General features: G+C 26.1%; 16 protein-coding genes. 6 read left to right on the forward strand and 10 right to left on the reverse strand.

What is annotated here, in order from left to right; all coding sequences use genetic code 11:
- Positions 1-162 precede the first annotated feature (162 nt).
- Positions 163-429 carry a helix-turn-helix transcriptional regulator gene (locus tag ACTCCZ_RS02730; RefSeq protein WP_228145311.1) on the forward strand — a complete coding sequence of 89 codons (267 nt, stop codon included), beginning with the start codon at positions 163-165 and terminating at the stop codon, positions 427-429.
- A gap of 136 nt (positions 430-565) precedes the next feature.
- Here ACTCCZ_RS02730 and ACTCCZ_RS02735 read toward each other — a convergent pair whose 3' ends face one another.
- The gene (locus tag ACTCCZ_RS02735) at positions 566-2,533 is read right to left on the reverse strand and encodes a TonB-dependent receptor domain-containing protein (RefSeq protein ID WP_079578081.1); all 1,968 of its coding nucleotides are present in this window, start codon (positions 2,531-2,533) and stop codon (positions 566-568) included.
- A 134-nt stretch (positions 2,534-2,667) separates the two neighbouring features.
- On the opposite strand from ACTCCZ_RS02735, the gene ACTCCZ_RS02740 reads away from it, so the two are divergent.
- Both ACTCCZ_RS02740 and ACTCCZ_RS02745 read left to right on the forward strand, forming a co-directional pair.
- The gene (locus ACTCCZ_RS02740) at positions 2,668-3,390 is read left to right on the forward strand and encodes a response regulator (protein ID WP_079578080.1); all 723 of its coding nucleotides are present in this window, start codon (positions 2,668-2,670) and stop codon (positions 3,388-3,390) included.
- Complete coding sequence (locus ACTCCZ_RS02745; RefSeq protein ID WP_079578079.1) at positions 3,383-5,230, forward strand: histidine kinase dimerization/phosphoacceptor domain -containing protein; 1,848 nt, start codon at positions 3,383-3,385, stop codon at positions 5,228-5,230. The genes ACTCCZ_RS02740 and ACTCCZ_RS02745 overlap by 8 nt, the downstream gene beginning before the upstream one ends.
- Before the next feature lie 39 nt (positions 5,231-5,269).
- Here the strand turns inward: ACTCCZ_RS02745 and ACTCCZ_RS02750 are convergent, their stop codons facing one another.
- From ACTCCZ_RS02750 to ACTCCZ_RS02785, 8 genes are all read right to left on the reverse strand, one after another.
- Positions 5,270-6,442: a tetratricopeptide repeat protein gene (locus ACTCCZ_RS02750; RefSeq protein WP_079578078.1), complete on the reverse strand. Its 1,173-nt coding sequence runs from the start codon at positions 6,440-6,442 to the stop codon at positions 5,270-5,272.
- Positions 6,439-7,065 (reverse strand): energy transducer TonB, encoded by a 627-nt coding sequence (locus ACTCCZ_RS02755; protein WP_079578077.1) that lies wholly within the window; start codon positions 7,063-7,065, stop codon positions 6,439-6,441. Before ACTCCZ_RS02755 ends, ACTCCZ_RS02750 begins: the two co-directional genes overlap by 4 nt.
- A gap of 1 nt (position 7,066) precedes the next feature.
- Entirely contained in the window at positions 7,067-7,471 is a 405-nt protein-coding gene (locus ACTCCZ_RS02760) for an ExbD/TolR family protein (RefSeq protein ID WP_079578076.1), read from the reverse strand.
- Positions 7,471-7,989: a MotA/TolQ/ExbB proton channel family protein gene (locus tag ACTCCZ_RS02765; protein WP_079578075.1), complete on the reverse strand. Its 519-nt coding sequence runs from the start codon at positions 7,987-7,989 to the stop codon at positions 7,471-7,473. Before ACTCCZ_RS02765 ends, ACTCCZ_RS02760 begins: the two co-directional genes overlap by 1 nt.
- Positions 7,982-9,307 (reverse strand): MotA/TolQ/ExbB proton channel family protein, encoded by a 1,326-nt coding sequence (locus ACTCCZ_RS02770; RefSeq protein ID WP_079578074.1) that lies wholly within the window; start codon positions 9,305-9,307, stop codon positions 7,982-7,984. Before ACTCCZ_RS02770 ends, ACTCCZ_RS02765 begins: the two co-directional genes overlap by 8 nt.
- Positions 9,307-10,053, reverse strand: a complete 747-nt coding sequence (locus ACTCCZ_RS02775) for a DUF3450 domain-containing protein (RefSeq protein ID WP_079578073.1) — start codon at positions 10,051-10,053, stop codon at positions 9,307-9,309. Before ACTCCZ_RS02775 ends, ACTCCZ_RS02770 begins: the two co-directional genes overlap by 1 nt.
- A 267-nt stretch (positions 10,054-10,320) precedes the next feature.
- On the reverse strand, positions 10,321-10,620 hold the full coding sequence (locus tag ACTCCZ_RS02780; RefSeq protein ID WP_079578072.1) for a hypothetical protein: 300 nt from the start codon (positions 10,618-10,620) through the stop codon (positions 10,321-10,323).
- A gap of 60 nt (positions 10,621-10,680) precedes the next feature.
- The gene (locus ACTCCZ_RS02785; protein WP_079578071.1) at positions 10,681-11,250 is read right to left on the reverse strand and encodes a hypothetical protein; all 570 of its coding nucleotides are present in this window, start codon (positions 11,248-11,250) and stop codon (positions 10,681-10,683) included.
- A gap of 161 nt (positions 11,251-11,411) precedes the next feature.
- On the opposite strand from ACTCCZ_RS02785, the gene ACTCCZ_RS02790 reads away from it, so the two are divergent.
- The 3 genes from ACTCCZ_RS02790 to ACTCCZ_RS02800 all read left to right on the forward strand — a co-directional run bounded on the left by ACTCCZ_RS02790 (position 11,412) and on the right by ACTCCZ_RS02800 (position 16,004).
- Positions 11,412-13,514 carry a TonB-dependent siderophore receptor gene (locus ACTCCZ_RS02790; protein ID WP_079578070.1) on the forward strand — a complete coding sequence of 701 codons (2,103 nt, stop codon included), beginning with the start codon at positions 11,412-11,414 and terminating at the stop codon, positions 13,512-13,514.
- 88 nt (positions 13,515-13,602) lie between these two features.
- Entirely contained in the window at positions 13,603-14,289 is a 687-nt protein-coding gene (locus tag ACTCCZ_RS02795; protein WP_079578084.1) for a response regulator transcription factor, read from the forward strand.
- Positions 14,286-16,004, forward strand: a complete 1,719-nt coding sequence (locus ACTCCZ_RS02800; RefSeq protein WP_079578069.1) for a sensor histidine kinase — start codon at positions 14,286-14,288, stop codon at positions 16,002-16,004. The genes ACTCCZ_RS02795 and ACTCCZ_RS02800 overlap by 4 nt, the downstream gene beginning before the upstream one ends.
- Before the next feature lie 12 nt (positions 16,005-16,016).
- Here the strand turns inward: ACTCCZ_RS02800 and ACTCCZ_RS02805 are convergent, their stop codons facing one another.
- Positions 16,017-16,502: a hypothetical protein gene (locus tag ACTCCZ_RS02805; RefSeq protein WP_079578068.1), complete on the reverse strand. Its 486-nt coding sequence runs from the start codon at positions 16,500-16,502 to the stop codon at positions 16,017-16,019.
- Positions 16,503-16,509: the final 7 nt, after the last annotated feature.

Below are 16,509 nucleotides of genomic sequence, written 5' to 3' on the forward strand. Positions count from 1 at the left end.
GTAGTAAAAAATTATAACTTATCTGAAGTTCAATTCAACTTTTTAAAATTTAAATCAGCTTAAATTACGGGTTGTTTTTTATAATCTGCAAGTGGCTCTTTAGATATAAAATCTTTAAAAAAAGCAAAAGAGTTAATTTTATCTTCCCAAAAAGTCTATTCTATAAGTGATTTAAGTAAAGAAGTTGCTTTAAACGAATTTAAATTAAAATTAGGATTTAAAGAGCTTTTTAATACAACTCCAGGAAGTTTAGTACTACAAGCAAGAATGCAAAAAGCAAAAGAGTTACTAAGTACAGGTGATTATAATATTGCTGAGGTTTCAAATATTGTAGGTTATAAGCATCAACAAAGTTTTACAGTAGCTTTTACAAAGTATTTTAAAGTTAATCCAAAAGAGTTAGTAAAAAATAGAACTTATTATTTTTAGGTAATATTTTGCTAGTATAATCACCATTAATAAAAATAAAAAGTACTGTGCTTATACAGGCTGTAAAACCATGAACTAAGCCAATTTTTGACTTAGTTTCATGTAAAAACTTTTTGTTTTTTCAAACATGATTTTCCTAGAATTTATAAGAAAGAGTAACTTTGAAGTTTCTTCCTGGTTCATAATCTGTTGCATCACCAAATGCTCTTAAATCACCTTGAAAAGAAGAGTGAGAAGCATAAGCTTTATCAAATATATTATCAATTCCAGCAATTACTTTTAAACCTTTTATTGATTTTGGTGTATATTTAACAGCTAAATCATGTACATGATAACCCTCTTTTTCTATATCTTTTACATCGTTTTCATCTTTAACAAAGATTGATTGCCAAGAAAGTCCAACTTCAGGTGTAGCTTGATAGTTTAATCCAAGAGTAAATGTATCTCCTGTTTCTTGTTCAAGCGCTTCCCCTGTATAAAGTACTTCTGAATCCATTCTTGAGTATGTAAATAAAGCATTAAAGTCATTTAAGTTATAAGCAAAACTTGCTTCAATACCTTTTGTTTTTGTATCTCCTAAATTAACCATTTTATATGTATTATCAAAACCGATATCATCATTGATTTTTGTAACATAATATTTAGTTAATATTCCAATATTATCTGCACCTAGTACATTATCTTTGATATATTTAAACCCAACTTCATTGTTATAACCTGTTTCTGATTTAATATTTGAGTTTTGTGTTGTAGCTCTTGTTCTGTAACTTGCAAAAACTTCTTGCATAGGAGCACCTTTAAATAGTGTTGTATGACTTGCAAGTAATGATAAACTATCTGTAACTGCATATTCAGCAGCAAGAGAGTAAGTTATCTTTTTTTCACTTACATCAGCAACAACTCCATCAAGTTTATATTTTGTAGCTCTAATTCCAGGAGTTAAGATAAGTCCATTATTAAAATCAATTGTATCTTCAATAAATAGTGCGAAAGTCTTAGATTCTTCATCATCTCCATAAGCATCTCCATCAGTAGTTACTTCACTTGTTTGAACATCATAAGAAAGTCCATATGTAAAAGTATTAAGAGTCTTCCCATAATCGATATTTGATTGAGCTTTTGTGCTAAAACCTTTATTCTCTACAACGGCATTAAAAACATCTCCTCTTTTATTAGAGTTTGATTCATGTCTTGTTAAGTCCATTTCATTGAAATATAAAGAAGAGTTTATAAGTAGATTTTCACCTTTATCAAGTGTATGCTTTAATGTGTAAGTGTTTCTAATATATTCAGTTGGATGAATTAAATCTGCAGGAGCTCCTCTTGCAACATTAATTGCTTCATTTACTGCTGTGCTAAAATTTGGTCTTGGGTGATAATCACCTTCATCTTCTAGTCTATCATAAGAAAAAGATACTCTTTGCGTATCGTCTAAGTCAATACCATACTTTAATAAAAGGTTTTTAATAGTACCTTCTCTTCCTTTCTCTTTGGTTCCATCTCCTGTTTTCCAATTTTCATTTTCAATCTGATCATAATAAATAAAGAAATCAGAGTTGTCAGTTATTTTCCCATATGTAGCAAGTGATGCTCCAACACTATCATTACTATTATATTTAGTAGAAACAATTGCTCCAACTTTCTCACCATTTTCTAAAAAGTCTTTTCCATCTTTTGTTTCAAACTCTATTGAACCTCCTAGTTCTCCATGAACTACAGAGTTAGCACCCACTTCAATATTTACTTTTTTTAGAATATCAGGATTGACTTTTAGAGTACTTTGATGGTGAAACATATCAACATTAGGCTGTTTTGCACCATCAATAGTAATATTAATATCCTCATCTTTTATTCCTCTAATGATAATTTTATTATTCATTGAGTGACTTCCTCCAACATCAACACCTGGTAATCCTCTTAATAAATCACTTAAGTGGTCAGCTTGCTTAGTTTCAATTGAGTCTTTTCCTAAGTTTAAAGAAGAACTAACAATTTCAGTTTCCCAAACATCAACTGAATTTATCTTTTTTGTATCTTGTGCATTTGCATTTAAAGAAAAAATTGCTAAAGAAGCAATTGAACTTAAAAGTATTTTTTTATTCATTATATTCCTTGTGTATAGTTTTAAGTTGAAAAATAAAAATTGAATTGTATTCACTTTTACTTTTAACAAACTTTAAATCGATAGTGAGTATCATAACCAATATAAATCACATTCAAATCACAATTGGAGATTTAATGAACAAATTAATGGAATTTTTACAAAAAAGTGTAGAAATATTAATAGTAGAAGATGAGATGGTATTAGCAATTGATATGGAAAGTTCATTGGAAGAGATGGGATATGAAATATCAGGAATAGAATCAACAGCACAAGGTGCAATAAAACATGCAAATGAAAATAAGCCAGATATTGTAATTATGGATATTAACTTAAAAGGCTATAAAAGTGGATTAGAAGCTGCAAAAGAGATTTGGCAAGCTCATAAGATACCAATTATTTTTCTAACTTCTTATAGTGATGATTTGACAGTAAAAAAGTCTATGGAGAGTGAACCTTATGCGTATTTAATAAAGCCTTGTCGAGAAAGAGATATTGATATTGCTATTAAAACTGCACTTCATAAGCACAACTATTTTTTTAAAAATAGAGATCTTATAAGTGAACAAATAGTTATTGACTTAGTAGAAGGTTATAAGTATGATAAGATAAAAAAAATTTTATCAAAAGGATTAGATAGTATAAAATTAACAGGAAATGAATTAAAATTTTTTGATATTTTAAGTGAAAATCCAAAAGAGTCAGTAAGTTTTGAGCAAATAATTTCATATATCTATAGAGGTGAGTCACTATCTGATATGGGAAAATTAAGAACATTAGTTTATAGATTAAGAACAAAGCTTGATGCAGAGGTTTTTGAAAATGTTTATGAGTTTGGCTATAGGCTAAAACTTGACTAATTTTAATACTTTAGCAAGATTATCTTTTTCTTCAAAACTCTTTTTATCTCTTATTGTATTAGCTTTAGTTTTATTATCTATTCTTTTTTTACTTATCATCCCAAAAATGGAAAAAGAGCAGTATGAACATGAGATAAAACAAGTAGAGCAAACAATTGCTTTAAATACACAACAACTTCATTTAGCAGTTAAATATATTAGAAATGATGGAAAGAAAAACTATAAAATAATTAGATTAAATATAGAAGCGAGGCTTAGAAACTTATCTTTAAAATTAAAAAAAGTATCATTTTTACAGCAAGAATCTCTTCTTAAAGAGTTTTCTAAAGATCTATCTTGTCAAGTAGCTTTAATAGATAATTCAAATAAGAAATCATATCATCTAAATAACATGCTAAATAATGATGGCTATATTCAATACAAAAATTCAAATCATAAAGTAAATAGTTGGAAAAACTATATAAAAAAACATGAAAAAAACTTTTGTCCTTCAATTACTAGTCATATAGTTTATAGTATGGAGTTTGATAAAAATAGCAATTTATTACTCTCTTGTAATAGTGATTTGTTTTATGATCATGAAAATAATGAAGAAAAAAAGATAAAAAAATATGTTCAAAAAAGTTTTTCATATACTAATCACTTACATAAAGGAAATACTTTTTTGATGTGGTTAAATGTAAAAGATGCTACAAATAATCCTTTATATAATAAAAATGATAAGCCTACAAATAACAAATATTGTATTAGCAAGTTATCTGATGTAAAGAGTATAAATACAGGTACATTAAGTGCAAAAGATATTTTAAGTGCTAGTAATGGCAAGCCAATTATTCATATGCTAAATGGCAAAAAAGCTTTAACATGGGTTAGAAGTATTAATAATGATCCTGTAAGAAGATTAGTATTTTTAACAACAGTTTATGAAGAAGATTTATATAAGGCAATTGATAAGGCCTTTTGGAAGCTTTTCCCTGCTGCAATTATGTCTTTTATCTTTGCAATACTACTTGGATATTTATTGTTTAGAAAGTTTTCAAAAAGTATAGATACCTTAGTAAATACATCAAAACAAGTACAAAGTGGTAATTTAAAATTTAGGTCAAATATAAAAGGTGAAGATTCAATTGGACAGTTAGGACAAACTTTTGATTTGATGCTTGATTCTATGGAAAGCAATATTAAACTTCTTGATTTAAAAGTAGAAGAGAGAACACAAGAGTTAAAAAACTCTTTAGATGAGAAAAATACACTATTAAAAGAGATTCACCATAGGGTAAAAAATAATTTGGCATTTACTATAAGTTTAATAAAACTTCAAAAACGAAAAGTAAGTGATAAAAATACAAAAGAAGTTCTTACTGATATTCAAGAAAGAGTTTATATTATGGAATTAGTTCATAGAAAACTTTATGAAAGCAAAGATTTAAACAAAATTCCTTTTAAAAAATATATCAATGAACTTATTTATGATATTAAAAATGCATATCATATTGAACATTTAGATATAAAGCTTAATATTGATGATATATTCTTGGATATTGAGTATGCATTACCTTGCGGTTTGATAATTAATGAATGTTTGACGAATAGTTTAAAATATGCTTTTGAAGAAAACTCATCTCATAACTTTTTTCAAATAACTTTTAAAAAGCAAGATTCTCAATATGTTCTTGAGATTGCTGACAATGGAAAAGGTTTACCCCAAAATTTTGATATTTATAAAAGCAAAAGCTTGGGACTAAGGCTTATTGTTTCTATCTCACAAAAGCAACTACTAGGAAAGATAGATTATAAAAATGATAGAGGATTAAAATATATAATAAGCTTTGAGAGTTAACTCTCAAAGCATTATTGAAATATCATTAACAGCTAAGAATTAACTTCTTAACTGTTTTAAAATAGATTTTGCTTTTCTTTTGTGATAAGGGTTGTTTACTATTTGTTTTAAGGTTTTAATACTTTGTGGTTTATTATCTAATTCATAGTAGCACAAGGCTTTAAGTATCTGTTTTTCTCCATCAAGTTTACTGTTTCTTTTAGTTTGCATTTTATTAACTATTTCTATACTTTTAGAATACTCTTGTTGGTTATAATAAATATTTGCAAGAATCATTTGGAATTTATTTTTCTTTGCAAATTTAGATTCTTGAAGTTTTTGTATTGCTAAATCAATTTGTTTTGAGTTTAGATAACTTGAAACAATTATTTCAAAGATTTTTTGATCTTCTTCTATCATTTTTTCATCAACTGCTTTAGTCAAAAGTTCACCAGCTTTTTTATAAACTTCATTTTGAAGAAGAATATTTATAAAGTATAAAATATTATCTTTTTTTGTAAGAATATTGTTTTTATATGCTAACTCTAAAGTTGAAAGAGATTTTTTTAATTGCTTTTCTTGTTGATAAAGTGAGGCTAATTGTACCCAGTACTCTTCTTTTGTATTAAATATTTTCACCATCTTTTTCATAATACTAATTGCATTTTTATAATCTTTTAATTCTACATACGAAGAGTAGATTACTTTATACCAAGACTCTTTTATATCTTTTTTTAAAGAGAAATATTTTTTTGAATATTTAACACTATTTTTATAATCTTTTTCATAATAGTAAGCAAGTATTAAATTTTCGTATACATCTTCTTTTTTTATATCTTTACTATTTAAAAGCTCTTTTGATAAAGCTAAGCTTTTTTTGTATTGCTCATTTGAAAGATATACTTTTGAAAGGGAAAATTTAATACTTTGGATACTTTTATCTTCAAAAGCTTTTAATTTTATAATCTCTTCATATGCTTTTGCAACTTTATTATACTCTCCATCATTTATATAAACATTTGCTAATGTTTGTAAAATATATGATTTTTCATAAGAGTTTTTGTCCTCTTTTAAAAGTTTCTCAAGCATAACTTTTGCTTTTTTAAAATCCTCTTTTTGCATAAACTCTTGAGCTTTCATCAAGCTATTGTATGTACTTTTTGACATACTACTTTTTGCATACAATCCACTGCTTAAACAAAGTACCACTACAATTAGTAATTTTTTAATCATCTTGCCAACCTAAAGTTAAATGTAATTGTTGCATTTTTAAAAGTTCCAGCAACATCATCTTTTGATGGTTTAAATCTCCATCTTTTCATAGCTTTTATTGCTGCTCTTTCAAATACACCTTCAGGATCTGATTTCATAACTTTTACATCTGAAACAAATCCACTTGAATCTATTTTAAATGCAAGTTGTACAAATCCCTCTTGTCTTCTTATTTTCGCTCTTCTTGGGTATCTTGGATTTACTCTTGTAATTGCTGTTAACATATTTGCGTCTAAAAGGTTTGAACCTAACTCAATTTGTGCCCCATTTAAAGAGTTAATTGAAGATATATCAATATTTGGATTAACCGCCAATGGCTTGATTTTCATATTTTTATCAAGTTTTTTGTTTAGATTTGTTTTTAAATCTAATTTCTTTGGTTCTACTTTTTTTACAGGCTCTTTTGGCTTAACTCTTTTTTTCTTCTCAATATGCGTATCTTTTTTATCTCTTAGATATGTAAGCTGTATAGGATTTGACTCTTTTTTTACTACATCACTTTGTGTAGTTGTCATTTTTTGCATAAGCAAAAACATACCAACACTAATAAAAAAAGATAAACATATAGCTATGATAACTCTCATATCAATTCTTTAATGTTGAGATTGAAATATTTGTAATACCTGCAAGTCTTACTTGATCCATAACTTTTACTAAAACACCAGTTCTTGAGTCTTTATCTGATTGAACTACAACACTATTTTGTGAATTAGAAGCTTTTAATCTTTCTATATTTGATCTAACTGCTCTTATGTCAACCATTCTTTTATCAATCCAAATTTCATCATTGTTTTTAATTGCAATTAATATATTTGCTTGTGCTTTTTGCTGACTTGTTTTCGCACTTGGTCTATTTACTTCAACCCCAGCTTCTTTAACAAATGATGTAGTTACAATAAAAAATATAAGCATAATAAATACTACATCAAGCATAGGAGTTAGGTTTATCTCTGTCTCTTCTTTATTGTTTTTGTGGGAAAATCTTCTCATTATAAAACCTTTGAAATCTCTAAATATAATTTATCTGTATGGTATTTGATTGATAGTTCTAATTTCTTTTCAAATAGTATTCCACTTAGTGCAACTACCATTCCTGCCATTGTTGGAATAGTTGCCATTGAAACACCATTTGCCATAGATTTAACATCACTTGTTCCATTTAATGCCATTACATCAAATACTTCAATCATCCCTGTAACAGTTCCTAAAAGTCCCACAAGTGGGCATACTATAATTAAAGTTTTTATAAAACTAAGACCTGTTTTCAATTTTGTATTTGAATCTTCAATTATGTATTTTTTTATCTCTTCTTTAAATTTTTGATTCACTTTTGAGTTTTTTAAATCACCTAATAAACTTTTTTTGTATTTTCTATACTCAAAGCTTATGTAAATATATCGCTCAACTAGTAGTGCCCATAAAAATAGGGCAATACCAAACACTATATAAAGTACAAAGCCACCTCTTTCAAAGAAGCCAAATAGATTATCTATGTATATATCAATCATTTTGTTTTAAATTTTTTGCTAACATTCCAATACTTTGCTCTTCTAAAATAGATACAATTGCTTCTGATTTTGAAGAGATGTATGTATATGCAAAAAGTAAAGGAATTGCTGTAACTAAACCTAAAACTGTTGTAATTAAAGCTGTTGAGATACCTCCAGCCATTAGTTTTGGGTCACCTGTACCAAATAAAGTGATTGCTTGGAAAGTTGCAATCATACCTGTAACAGTTCCTAATAATCCAAGTAGTGGAGTTACTGCTGCAAGTAGTTTTACGAAACTTTGTCCTTTTTTGATATTATTTGTTTCTTTTAATATTGCTTCACCAATTTTAATCTCTAAATCACTTATTGAATCATTTATATTCTTATAAAATATTCCTGCTATTTTTCCTAAAGAGTTTGAATCATCATATTTTGAGATATCTTTTCTTTGCTTTCTTATTTTTGTATGAATAATATTTAAAACTATCATTTTATAAATTGCAAAAATTAAACCAAGTCCACCTAATGCAAGAATAATATATCCTACAATTCCACCTTGATTTATTCTATCCATAATAGTTGGATTATTTCCAAGCATTGTAAAAAGTGTACCTTTTGTTGGGTCAATTAAAATATTTTTAATCTCATTTGAACTGTTTTCAAACTCTTTTGCACTATCTTTATAGCTTGATGCTGGTTGAACTGATAATTCAATCAAAGCATTCATATCATCAGAATATGTTAAAAATTCTCCCTTTGAAAAAGCAGAAAACTGACCAACTCTTGTAACTTCTTGAGTATTTTTTTCTCCATTATGTGCAATAACAGTTGCTTCATATTTTGAAATATTTCCACTTTGAATAATCTCATCTAACATTGTATGCCAAAATGTTGTAAGTTCATCAATTGTTGGAAGTTTTTTCGAATTAGAGAATTTTGTAAAAACCTCTTTTTTTTGTGGAAACTGTGATGCTGTGAAACTTCTTTTATAACTTGTCAAAAAGTCAGCTGATGTTTGTCTAACACTTCCAAACATTTCACCTAAATCACCAATTTTAATATTTAATTCTGACTCTTTTTTAGCCAAGATTTTTTCATTTTTCTCAATAATTTCTTTAAGTCTTGCTGTTTCAAGATTCTCTTGTTTTAACTCTCTTTTTGTTTTATTTAATAGTTCTTTTTGCCTATTTTTATTTTCAATAAAATCTTTTAATCTTTTATTCTCTTGAATTATTTCTTTATTAGAAGATTGTTTAACATTATTTAGTAAAGAGTTTAAATCAAGGGCAAAACTTGAATTTATAAGTAATAATACAGTTAATATATATTTAATCATTACATACCTTTCTTAGTTAGAAATGGAAGGTTTAATAAATCAACATTTTGATGTTTTTTAGCGATTTTAATACCTTTTCTTATATTTGATTTTGCATCACTATTATCTATTTTTACCCAAGATTTAGTTTGCTTATTCCAGTATCCATACTCTTTTAAGTCTAAACTTTGATAATATAATGCAGTTCTTCCTAATCTTAAAAAGTTATATGTTTTATTATCAATTTTATCTTGATAAGTTTCTATATTATTTGAGTAGTCATACTCAATTTTAAATGCTTCTAAAATAATTCTATATTTCTCTGCTGTTTTAATATCAGATTTATCTAAACTTGTTTTTAATTTTTCTATTCTATTTGTTCTTTCTTCTAAAAGAAAAGGCATATCCATTTTTACAAGTTGTTCTAAACTCTCTACCATTTTTAGCATAAGTGGAAAAATATTTTTTTGAGTATTTTCTATATCAACTAATTGTTGGTCAATATTTTTTAACTCACTTTCTTGTGAACTTAATATTTTTCTTAGTTGATTGTTGTAAATTCTACTATTTTTAAGTTCGGCATTTGTATATTTATATACACTTAATATCTCTTGAGTTTTTTCATCAAGATTGTCTATTTTTTTTTGGTATGTTTTCAATTTATTGTTTGTATTTTCAATTATATTCATTGATTTGTCAATTTCATCAGCCATCAGTGATGAAATAAATAAAATTGAAAAAAAGCCAATTTTTAAAAGCCAATTCATTTATAACCTTTTTATGTTAATTTTGAGAATTATAATCAATAATGAATAAAAGTAAACTTATTTATTAAGCTTTCATGATAAGAAACAGTTAATTTTATTCATAACCTATAAAGACAAATAGTAATTTACTATTTGTTTTTTAGTTCTAAAAGAAGTTTATTAGTGTTTTTTATAGTAATAAAAAGGAAGAAAGACTTATGTATGAATTTCTTTTAACAGTCTTTTTGCAACTTCTAGTTGTCTTTTTTGAATCATTTGAAGCTAGTTCTAAAAAAAGTGATTTTTTCTTAAAGTATGCTCTTTTTTATCTTTATATGCAAAGTTGATATTTGAACCAAGATTAAAGATTAAACATGCTCCTGGAACTTGTGATTTTTCATACAATAATAAATCTTTATTAGGAGTAATTTTTCTAACAAAAAGCGCAATACCATTTCCCATATCATAAAAGATAGTAAAACCTTCTCCATACTCTTTTCTTATTTTTGCAAAAGATGTCTCTCTTGAAAAAGGATTTTGAATCTTCTTTTCTATATCAATTAAGTCATAGTAGTTTACTTTTTCCATTATTTATTATTATCATTATTTAATTTTGATAATAATAATTAAAATATGATTAATAGATATTTAATTAAATAGAGTAATTAAGTGTTTGAATAAAGAGTTTTTGTCTTCATTGTATCTAATAATTGATTCTTTAATATGCAATTTAAAGTTATTTTTATTAATACCCCTAAATTTTTTTAATCTTGTGTTTATAAAATCTTCAAAGCAATTTTGGGTTTTTAAAAAGCCTATAACAATAAATTTTTCTTCTCTTTTATTATATAAAAGCTTTGCACTATTTGCTTTTTTATGTTTTAATAATTGCTCTTTTATCTGTTTGTCAATCTTAGTACAATTTTCTTCAACTGATACTATTTTCTCTTCATCTTCAAGAAAAAACATAATTTCATTATTAAAATTAATATATTTTAATAAACAACTATTTTTACAAGCAATTTTTTTTTCATTTGAAATCAAATGAAAGCGTATTTTTTTATAGTAGCTATTTACTGTTTGTCTACTAATATCTAGCTTTTTTGCTGTTTGACTTGCAGTTAAATCTTGGGTAAAGCAAAGAGATAACTTTTCAAGTTTTGAAGAAGTAAGTTTAGAGTTTTTGATTTTATATTTTATTAAATCTATATTTGACATAAAATAATTATATTTAAAATAAATGTGTAAAAAATGTGAAATCTTTTTTCTAAAATTATCTTGTCATGATAAAAACTTTACTAAAGCCTTTGTAAGGAAAAAAAAGAAATAATTCCACATATTAATTCTGATAATGATTATCACACACAAGGAGAAAATTAATGAAATCATTTAATAAAAAGATATTAACACTATCTTTATTTGCAGCTTTTGCTTTGCAATCAAGTCTAGTTGCAAAAGATGCAAAATCTTTAGGTACAGTTGATGTAGTCTCTTCAAATGACACAGAAACTACAAAATCATATACAGTGGATTCTATTAATTCTGCAACAAAATTAGCATTGTCTTTAAAAGATACTCCACAATCAGTAACAGTTTTTACAAATCAAAAAATGAAAGATTTAGGAATTACATCTTACCAAGATATTTTAAGTAATGTAACAGGTGTTTCTTTAAGTAGATGGGATGAGAGGTTAAAAACAAGTGCTAGAGGATTTACTATTGATTATTATAAAATTGATGGAATGCCTACTTATTCGAGTTTTGACGAAAGAGACTTAGATCTTTCGATTTTTGATAGAGTTGAGATTGTAAGAGGTGCAAATGGTCTGTTAACAGGAGCTGGTAATCCAGGAATGAGCATCAATCTTATTAGGAAAAGAGCAAATAGTAAAGAATTAAAAGGTAATATAACATTAACAGGTGGTTCTTGGGATAATTATAGCGCAACGGTTGATATCTCAACACCATTGAACGAAAAGGGAACTGTAAGAGGTAGGTTTGTAGCAAAACAAGAGAATAAAGATTCTTTCATGGATCACTATGAAAAAGAGAATGAAATACTTTATGGTGTGGTAGATATGGATTTAACTGATTCTACTTATTTATCAGTTGGAGCAAGTTATCAAAACCTTGATAGAAGTGGTATTAGATGGGGTGGTTTACCTGCATTTTATAGTGATGGAAGTAAAACAAATTTTGATACTTCTGATATAGTTACAAATAAAAATACTTACTGGAATGCAGAAACAAAAAGTGTATTTGCAGATTTTAAACAATATTTTTTAAATAATCTATCATTTAATTTATCATTTTCTCATAATAGATATAAAAATGAATCAAATTTATTATATTTTGGTGGAGTAGTTGATAAAACAACAGGAATAGGTCAGGGAAGTATTTCTGGATATGTAAATGAAGATTATGAAAAAGAGAATAATATAGATGCTTATATATCTGCTCCATTTGAATTGGGTGGCTTAGATCATGAAGTGCTTTTTGGTTACACATATAATAGTAGTAAATCAAAATATAATCATCAAGGAAGTGCAAAGCAAGATTCAAATTTAGGAAATCCTTTAATAAATTTCAGAAATATTAATTTAGGTAGTTTAGATAATTTTAGATATAGTGACGGAACACCAAATAAAACTACACAAAAAGCCGCTTATATAGTTGGTAAATTTTCACTTTTAGATGATTTGAAATTAGTAACTGGTGCTAGATTAACAAATTGGAAGTATACTGAAGATAGTGGTGAAAATAATAGAGAATTTGAAAATGAATTAACTCCATATGTTGGTGTAGTTTACAATATTGATAAAAACCATTCAATTTATACAAGTTATACAAGTATTTTTAATCCACAAGATGAAAAAACTCAAAGTGGAAATTATTTAGACCCAATTGAGGGTAAAAACTATGAACTTGGTGTAAAAGGGGAGTATTTTGATGGAAAATTAAATACTTCATTAACATTATTTAGAGTAGAACAAGATAATGTAGCTTCGGTTATAGATGGAGTATTTGTTGAAGGGACAAGTAACCCAGCATATAAAGCGGCTGAGGGAGTTACAAGTAAAGGTTTTGAATTTGATGTACATGGTCAAATTACTAATAATTTAAATTTAAGTTTTGGAATTGCTAATTTTGAAGCAAAAGATGCCAATGGTGATAAGCATAATACAGAAGCTTCAAGAACAACAGCAAATCTTTTTGCAAAATATAAGCTAAATGATTTAAGTTTTGGGGCAGGGTTAAATTATAAAAGTAAATATTATACTGGTGAAGGTGCAACAAAAATTACACAAGATGCATTTACTTTAGCAAATGCAATGATTGCATATAAAATAAATAAAAATGCAAATTTACAATTTAATGTAAATAATATCTTTGATAAAGAGTATTATACTGGAATTGGTAAAAATTTGATGAGTCACGGTACACCAAGAAATGCTACACTAACTTTACAATACTCATTTTAATTACTAAAAAGGACTTTTCCTTTTTAGTATACACTACAATTATGATAATAACTATTAATATTTATTGAAAATATTGTATAATTCTTTTATGTTAAAAGAAGAATATAAAAAGTTAAAAGTACTATATGTTGAAGATGAAGATTTTATAAGAGCAAATGCTGTTTCATATTTAAAAAGATTTTTTTATGATGTATATGAAGCAAATGATGCTTATATGGCTTTAGAACTTATTGAAAAAAAACAACCACACTTAGTAATAACAGATATAAAAATGCCAAAATTAAGTGGTTTAGATATGATAAGAAGAGTAAGACAAACAGATGAAAAGACTCAATTTATAGTGCTTAGTGCTTTTACTAATAAAGACTATTTACTTGATGCAATAGATTTAGGTTTAGTTAAATACTTATCAAAACCCATAAAACATGATACTATTTTTCCTTTGCTTTTAAAGTGTGCAAAACATAGTTTTGAAAATGAGAATAATAAGAAGTTTATAAATGAAACTACTTATTTTGATAGTTTTGAGAAACTATTAAAAGTAGATGAACAAGAGATAAAGCTAACAAAAAGTGAAATGCTTTTTTTAGAACTTCTTTGTGTTAATTCACCAAAGGTAGTAAGTTATGAACAAATTCAAGAGTTTGTTTGGGAAGATGAGTTTATGAGCGACAATGCAATTAGACTTTTGGTTCGTGATTTAAGAAAGAAGCTTCCTTGTAAAGCTATTAAAAATGTATCAAAGATTGGATACAAAATAGAACTTCTTAAATGAAAAAGATTTTTTTTATTTTATTTGTCTTTTCTTTCTCTTTTGTTTTTGCGGATAAATTTAATTTAATAAAAAGTTTTCAAGTTTCTGAAGATTTTGAAATATTTAATGAGTTTGGTAAAAATGACTTTTTAGAGTATAAAAATAAAAAAGTAAAAAAGTTTGCTGTAAAAATAGAGCTTAATAAATCAGTTTTAAAAGATAAAGAGTTCTATTTAACAGTGATATCAGATTATGAAAATTTACTTTTTTCAAATATATCTTATGTGAAAAATAATCATATTTTAATATCGAAATTAGATGAAAATACTCCCAATGAAATAACTTTTTATTACTCTTATGATAAACCTAAAAGAGCAGGTTTTAGAATTAAAATTATTAGTGAATTTGAGTATAAAAATATTTTTCCATTTGAGGGGATTTTATACGGAGTAGCATATGGAATCATCTTTTGCGCTTTTTTATACTATTTTATAATATATTTTTCAACTAGAAAAAATTACTTTTTATATTACTCTATAATGCAAATATTTGTACTAGCATCTTTAATTGGTTTTGTCTATTTTAGCTTTAAACCATATCCTACAAATAATGCTCAAGTAATTGTTGATATTTTTGAGAATATGAGTTTTATTTTTACTTTATTATTTGCAAAAGAGATTTTAAAAACAAAAAAGAAGATGCCATATGCAAACTATTTATTATGTTTTTTTATAGGCATAAATATTATTGATATTTTTATAATATTTTTTACTAAATACTCTATTTTATATGAATATATGCCTTTTTATATAATCTTTTTATTACCAACTATTTTAGGTATTATTTCAATAATTAAGAAAAATGAAAATACTATAATATATACAATTGGTTGGAGTTTTATGACTGTTTTTATATATTTAGCTGAAATGGAGTTAATTCCTTTAAGTGGAATATATACAATACATATAGTTGCACCAATGGAGTCTTTAATTTTTAGTTTTGCACTAGCTTTTACTTTAAGAGCTATTGTAAATGAAAAGAATGAAAAGGAAAAATTACTTATTCATAAAAGTAAATTAGCCTCTATGGGGGAGATGATAAACAACATTGCCCATCAATGGAGACAGCCTTTAACTCACTTAAGTTATATAAATATGAACTTGCAAATGGCATCTTATGATAATCAACTAAACAATCAATACCTAAATGAAAAAATAGAAGAATCAAATAATCAACTTGAGTTTATGTCAAATACTATTGAAAGTTTTAGTGATTTTTATAAGCCACAAAAACAAAAAGATTATTTTTATATTTCAAGCGCTGTAAAACAAGCAATAAGTATTATGTCTGTTATTTTAGATAAATATGATATTGAAATTTCATTGGAAATAAAAAATGATATGAAAATTTACTCTTACGAAAATGAGTATTCTCAAGTTGTATTAAATCTAATAACAAATGCAAAAGATATTTTACTGCAAAGGCAAATTATAAATCCAAAAATCAAAATAACTATTGATACAAAGTTAAATAGAAGTGTTACAACTGTTTGTGATAATGCAAAAGGAGTTGATAGTAAAAATATCCAAAAAGTATTTGAACCATATTTTACTACAAAAGAAAAAGGAAGTGGAATAGGGCTTTATATGTCAAAAACAATAATCAACTCTCACTTTAAAGGAGATTTAAAAGTAACAAACACCAAAGAAGGTGCTTGTTTTTTTATTGAAGTTTGATTTGTTTTAAACTTATTTTTTTAATTGTGCCATTAGTATTTTTGTATTTCTTGCACTAAAATATAAAGCTAAAGCTATAAATAAAAAGCCAAGTGATAAAAGTATGATTAGAGGCATTCCTAGTTCATTACTTCTTTGTCTTGGTTGTGAAAGCTTTTTCTTAGCCTCTTTTGAAGCTTTTATACTAAAACCCTCAAGTGGAGCGATTCCATCTTTTACAATTTGATGTCCAGGTCCTCCATCTAAAACTACTTGATACTCTTCTTTTGGAATATCAATAGTTATTTCACTCTCATCAGGAAGTCTTTTTTTAAATAAAATTTCTCCTGTTGCTAATGATTCAAGTCTTATCATCGCACCTGCTGCTTTTTGTCCATTACTAAATTCACCTATAACTGTGATGGTATTGTCATCATTATTAAATACATTCATTAAAAGTGTGTGTGCACTTAGGTTTACTGCTAAAAAAAGTGCTAAAAAAATATATCTTAATTTCATTGTTTTC

This window comes from Malaciobacter sp., assembly GCF_055140965.1.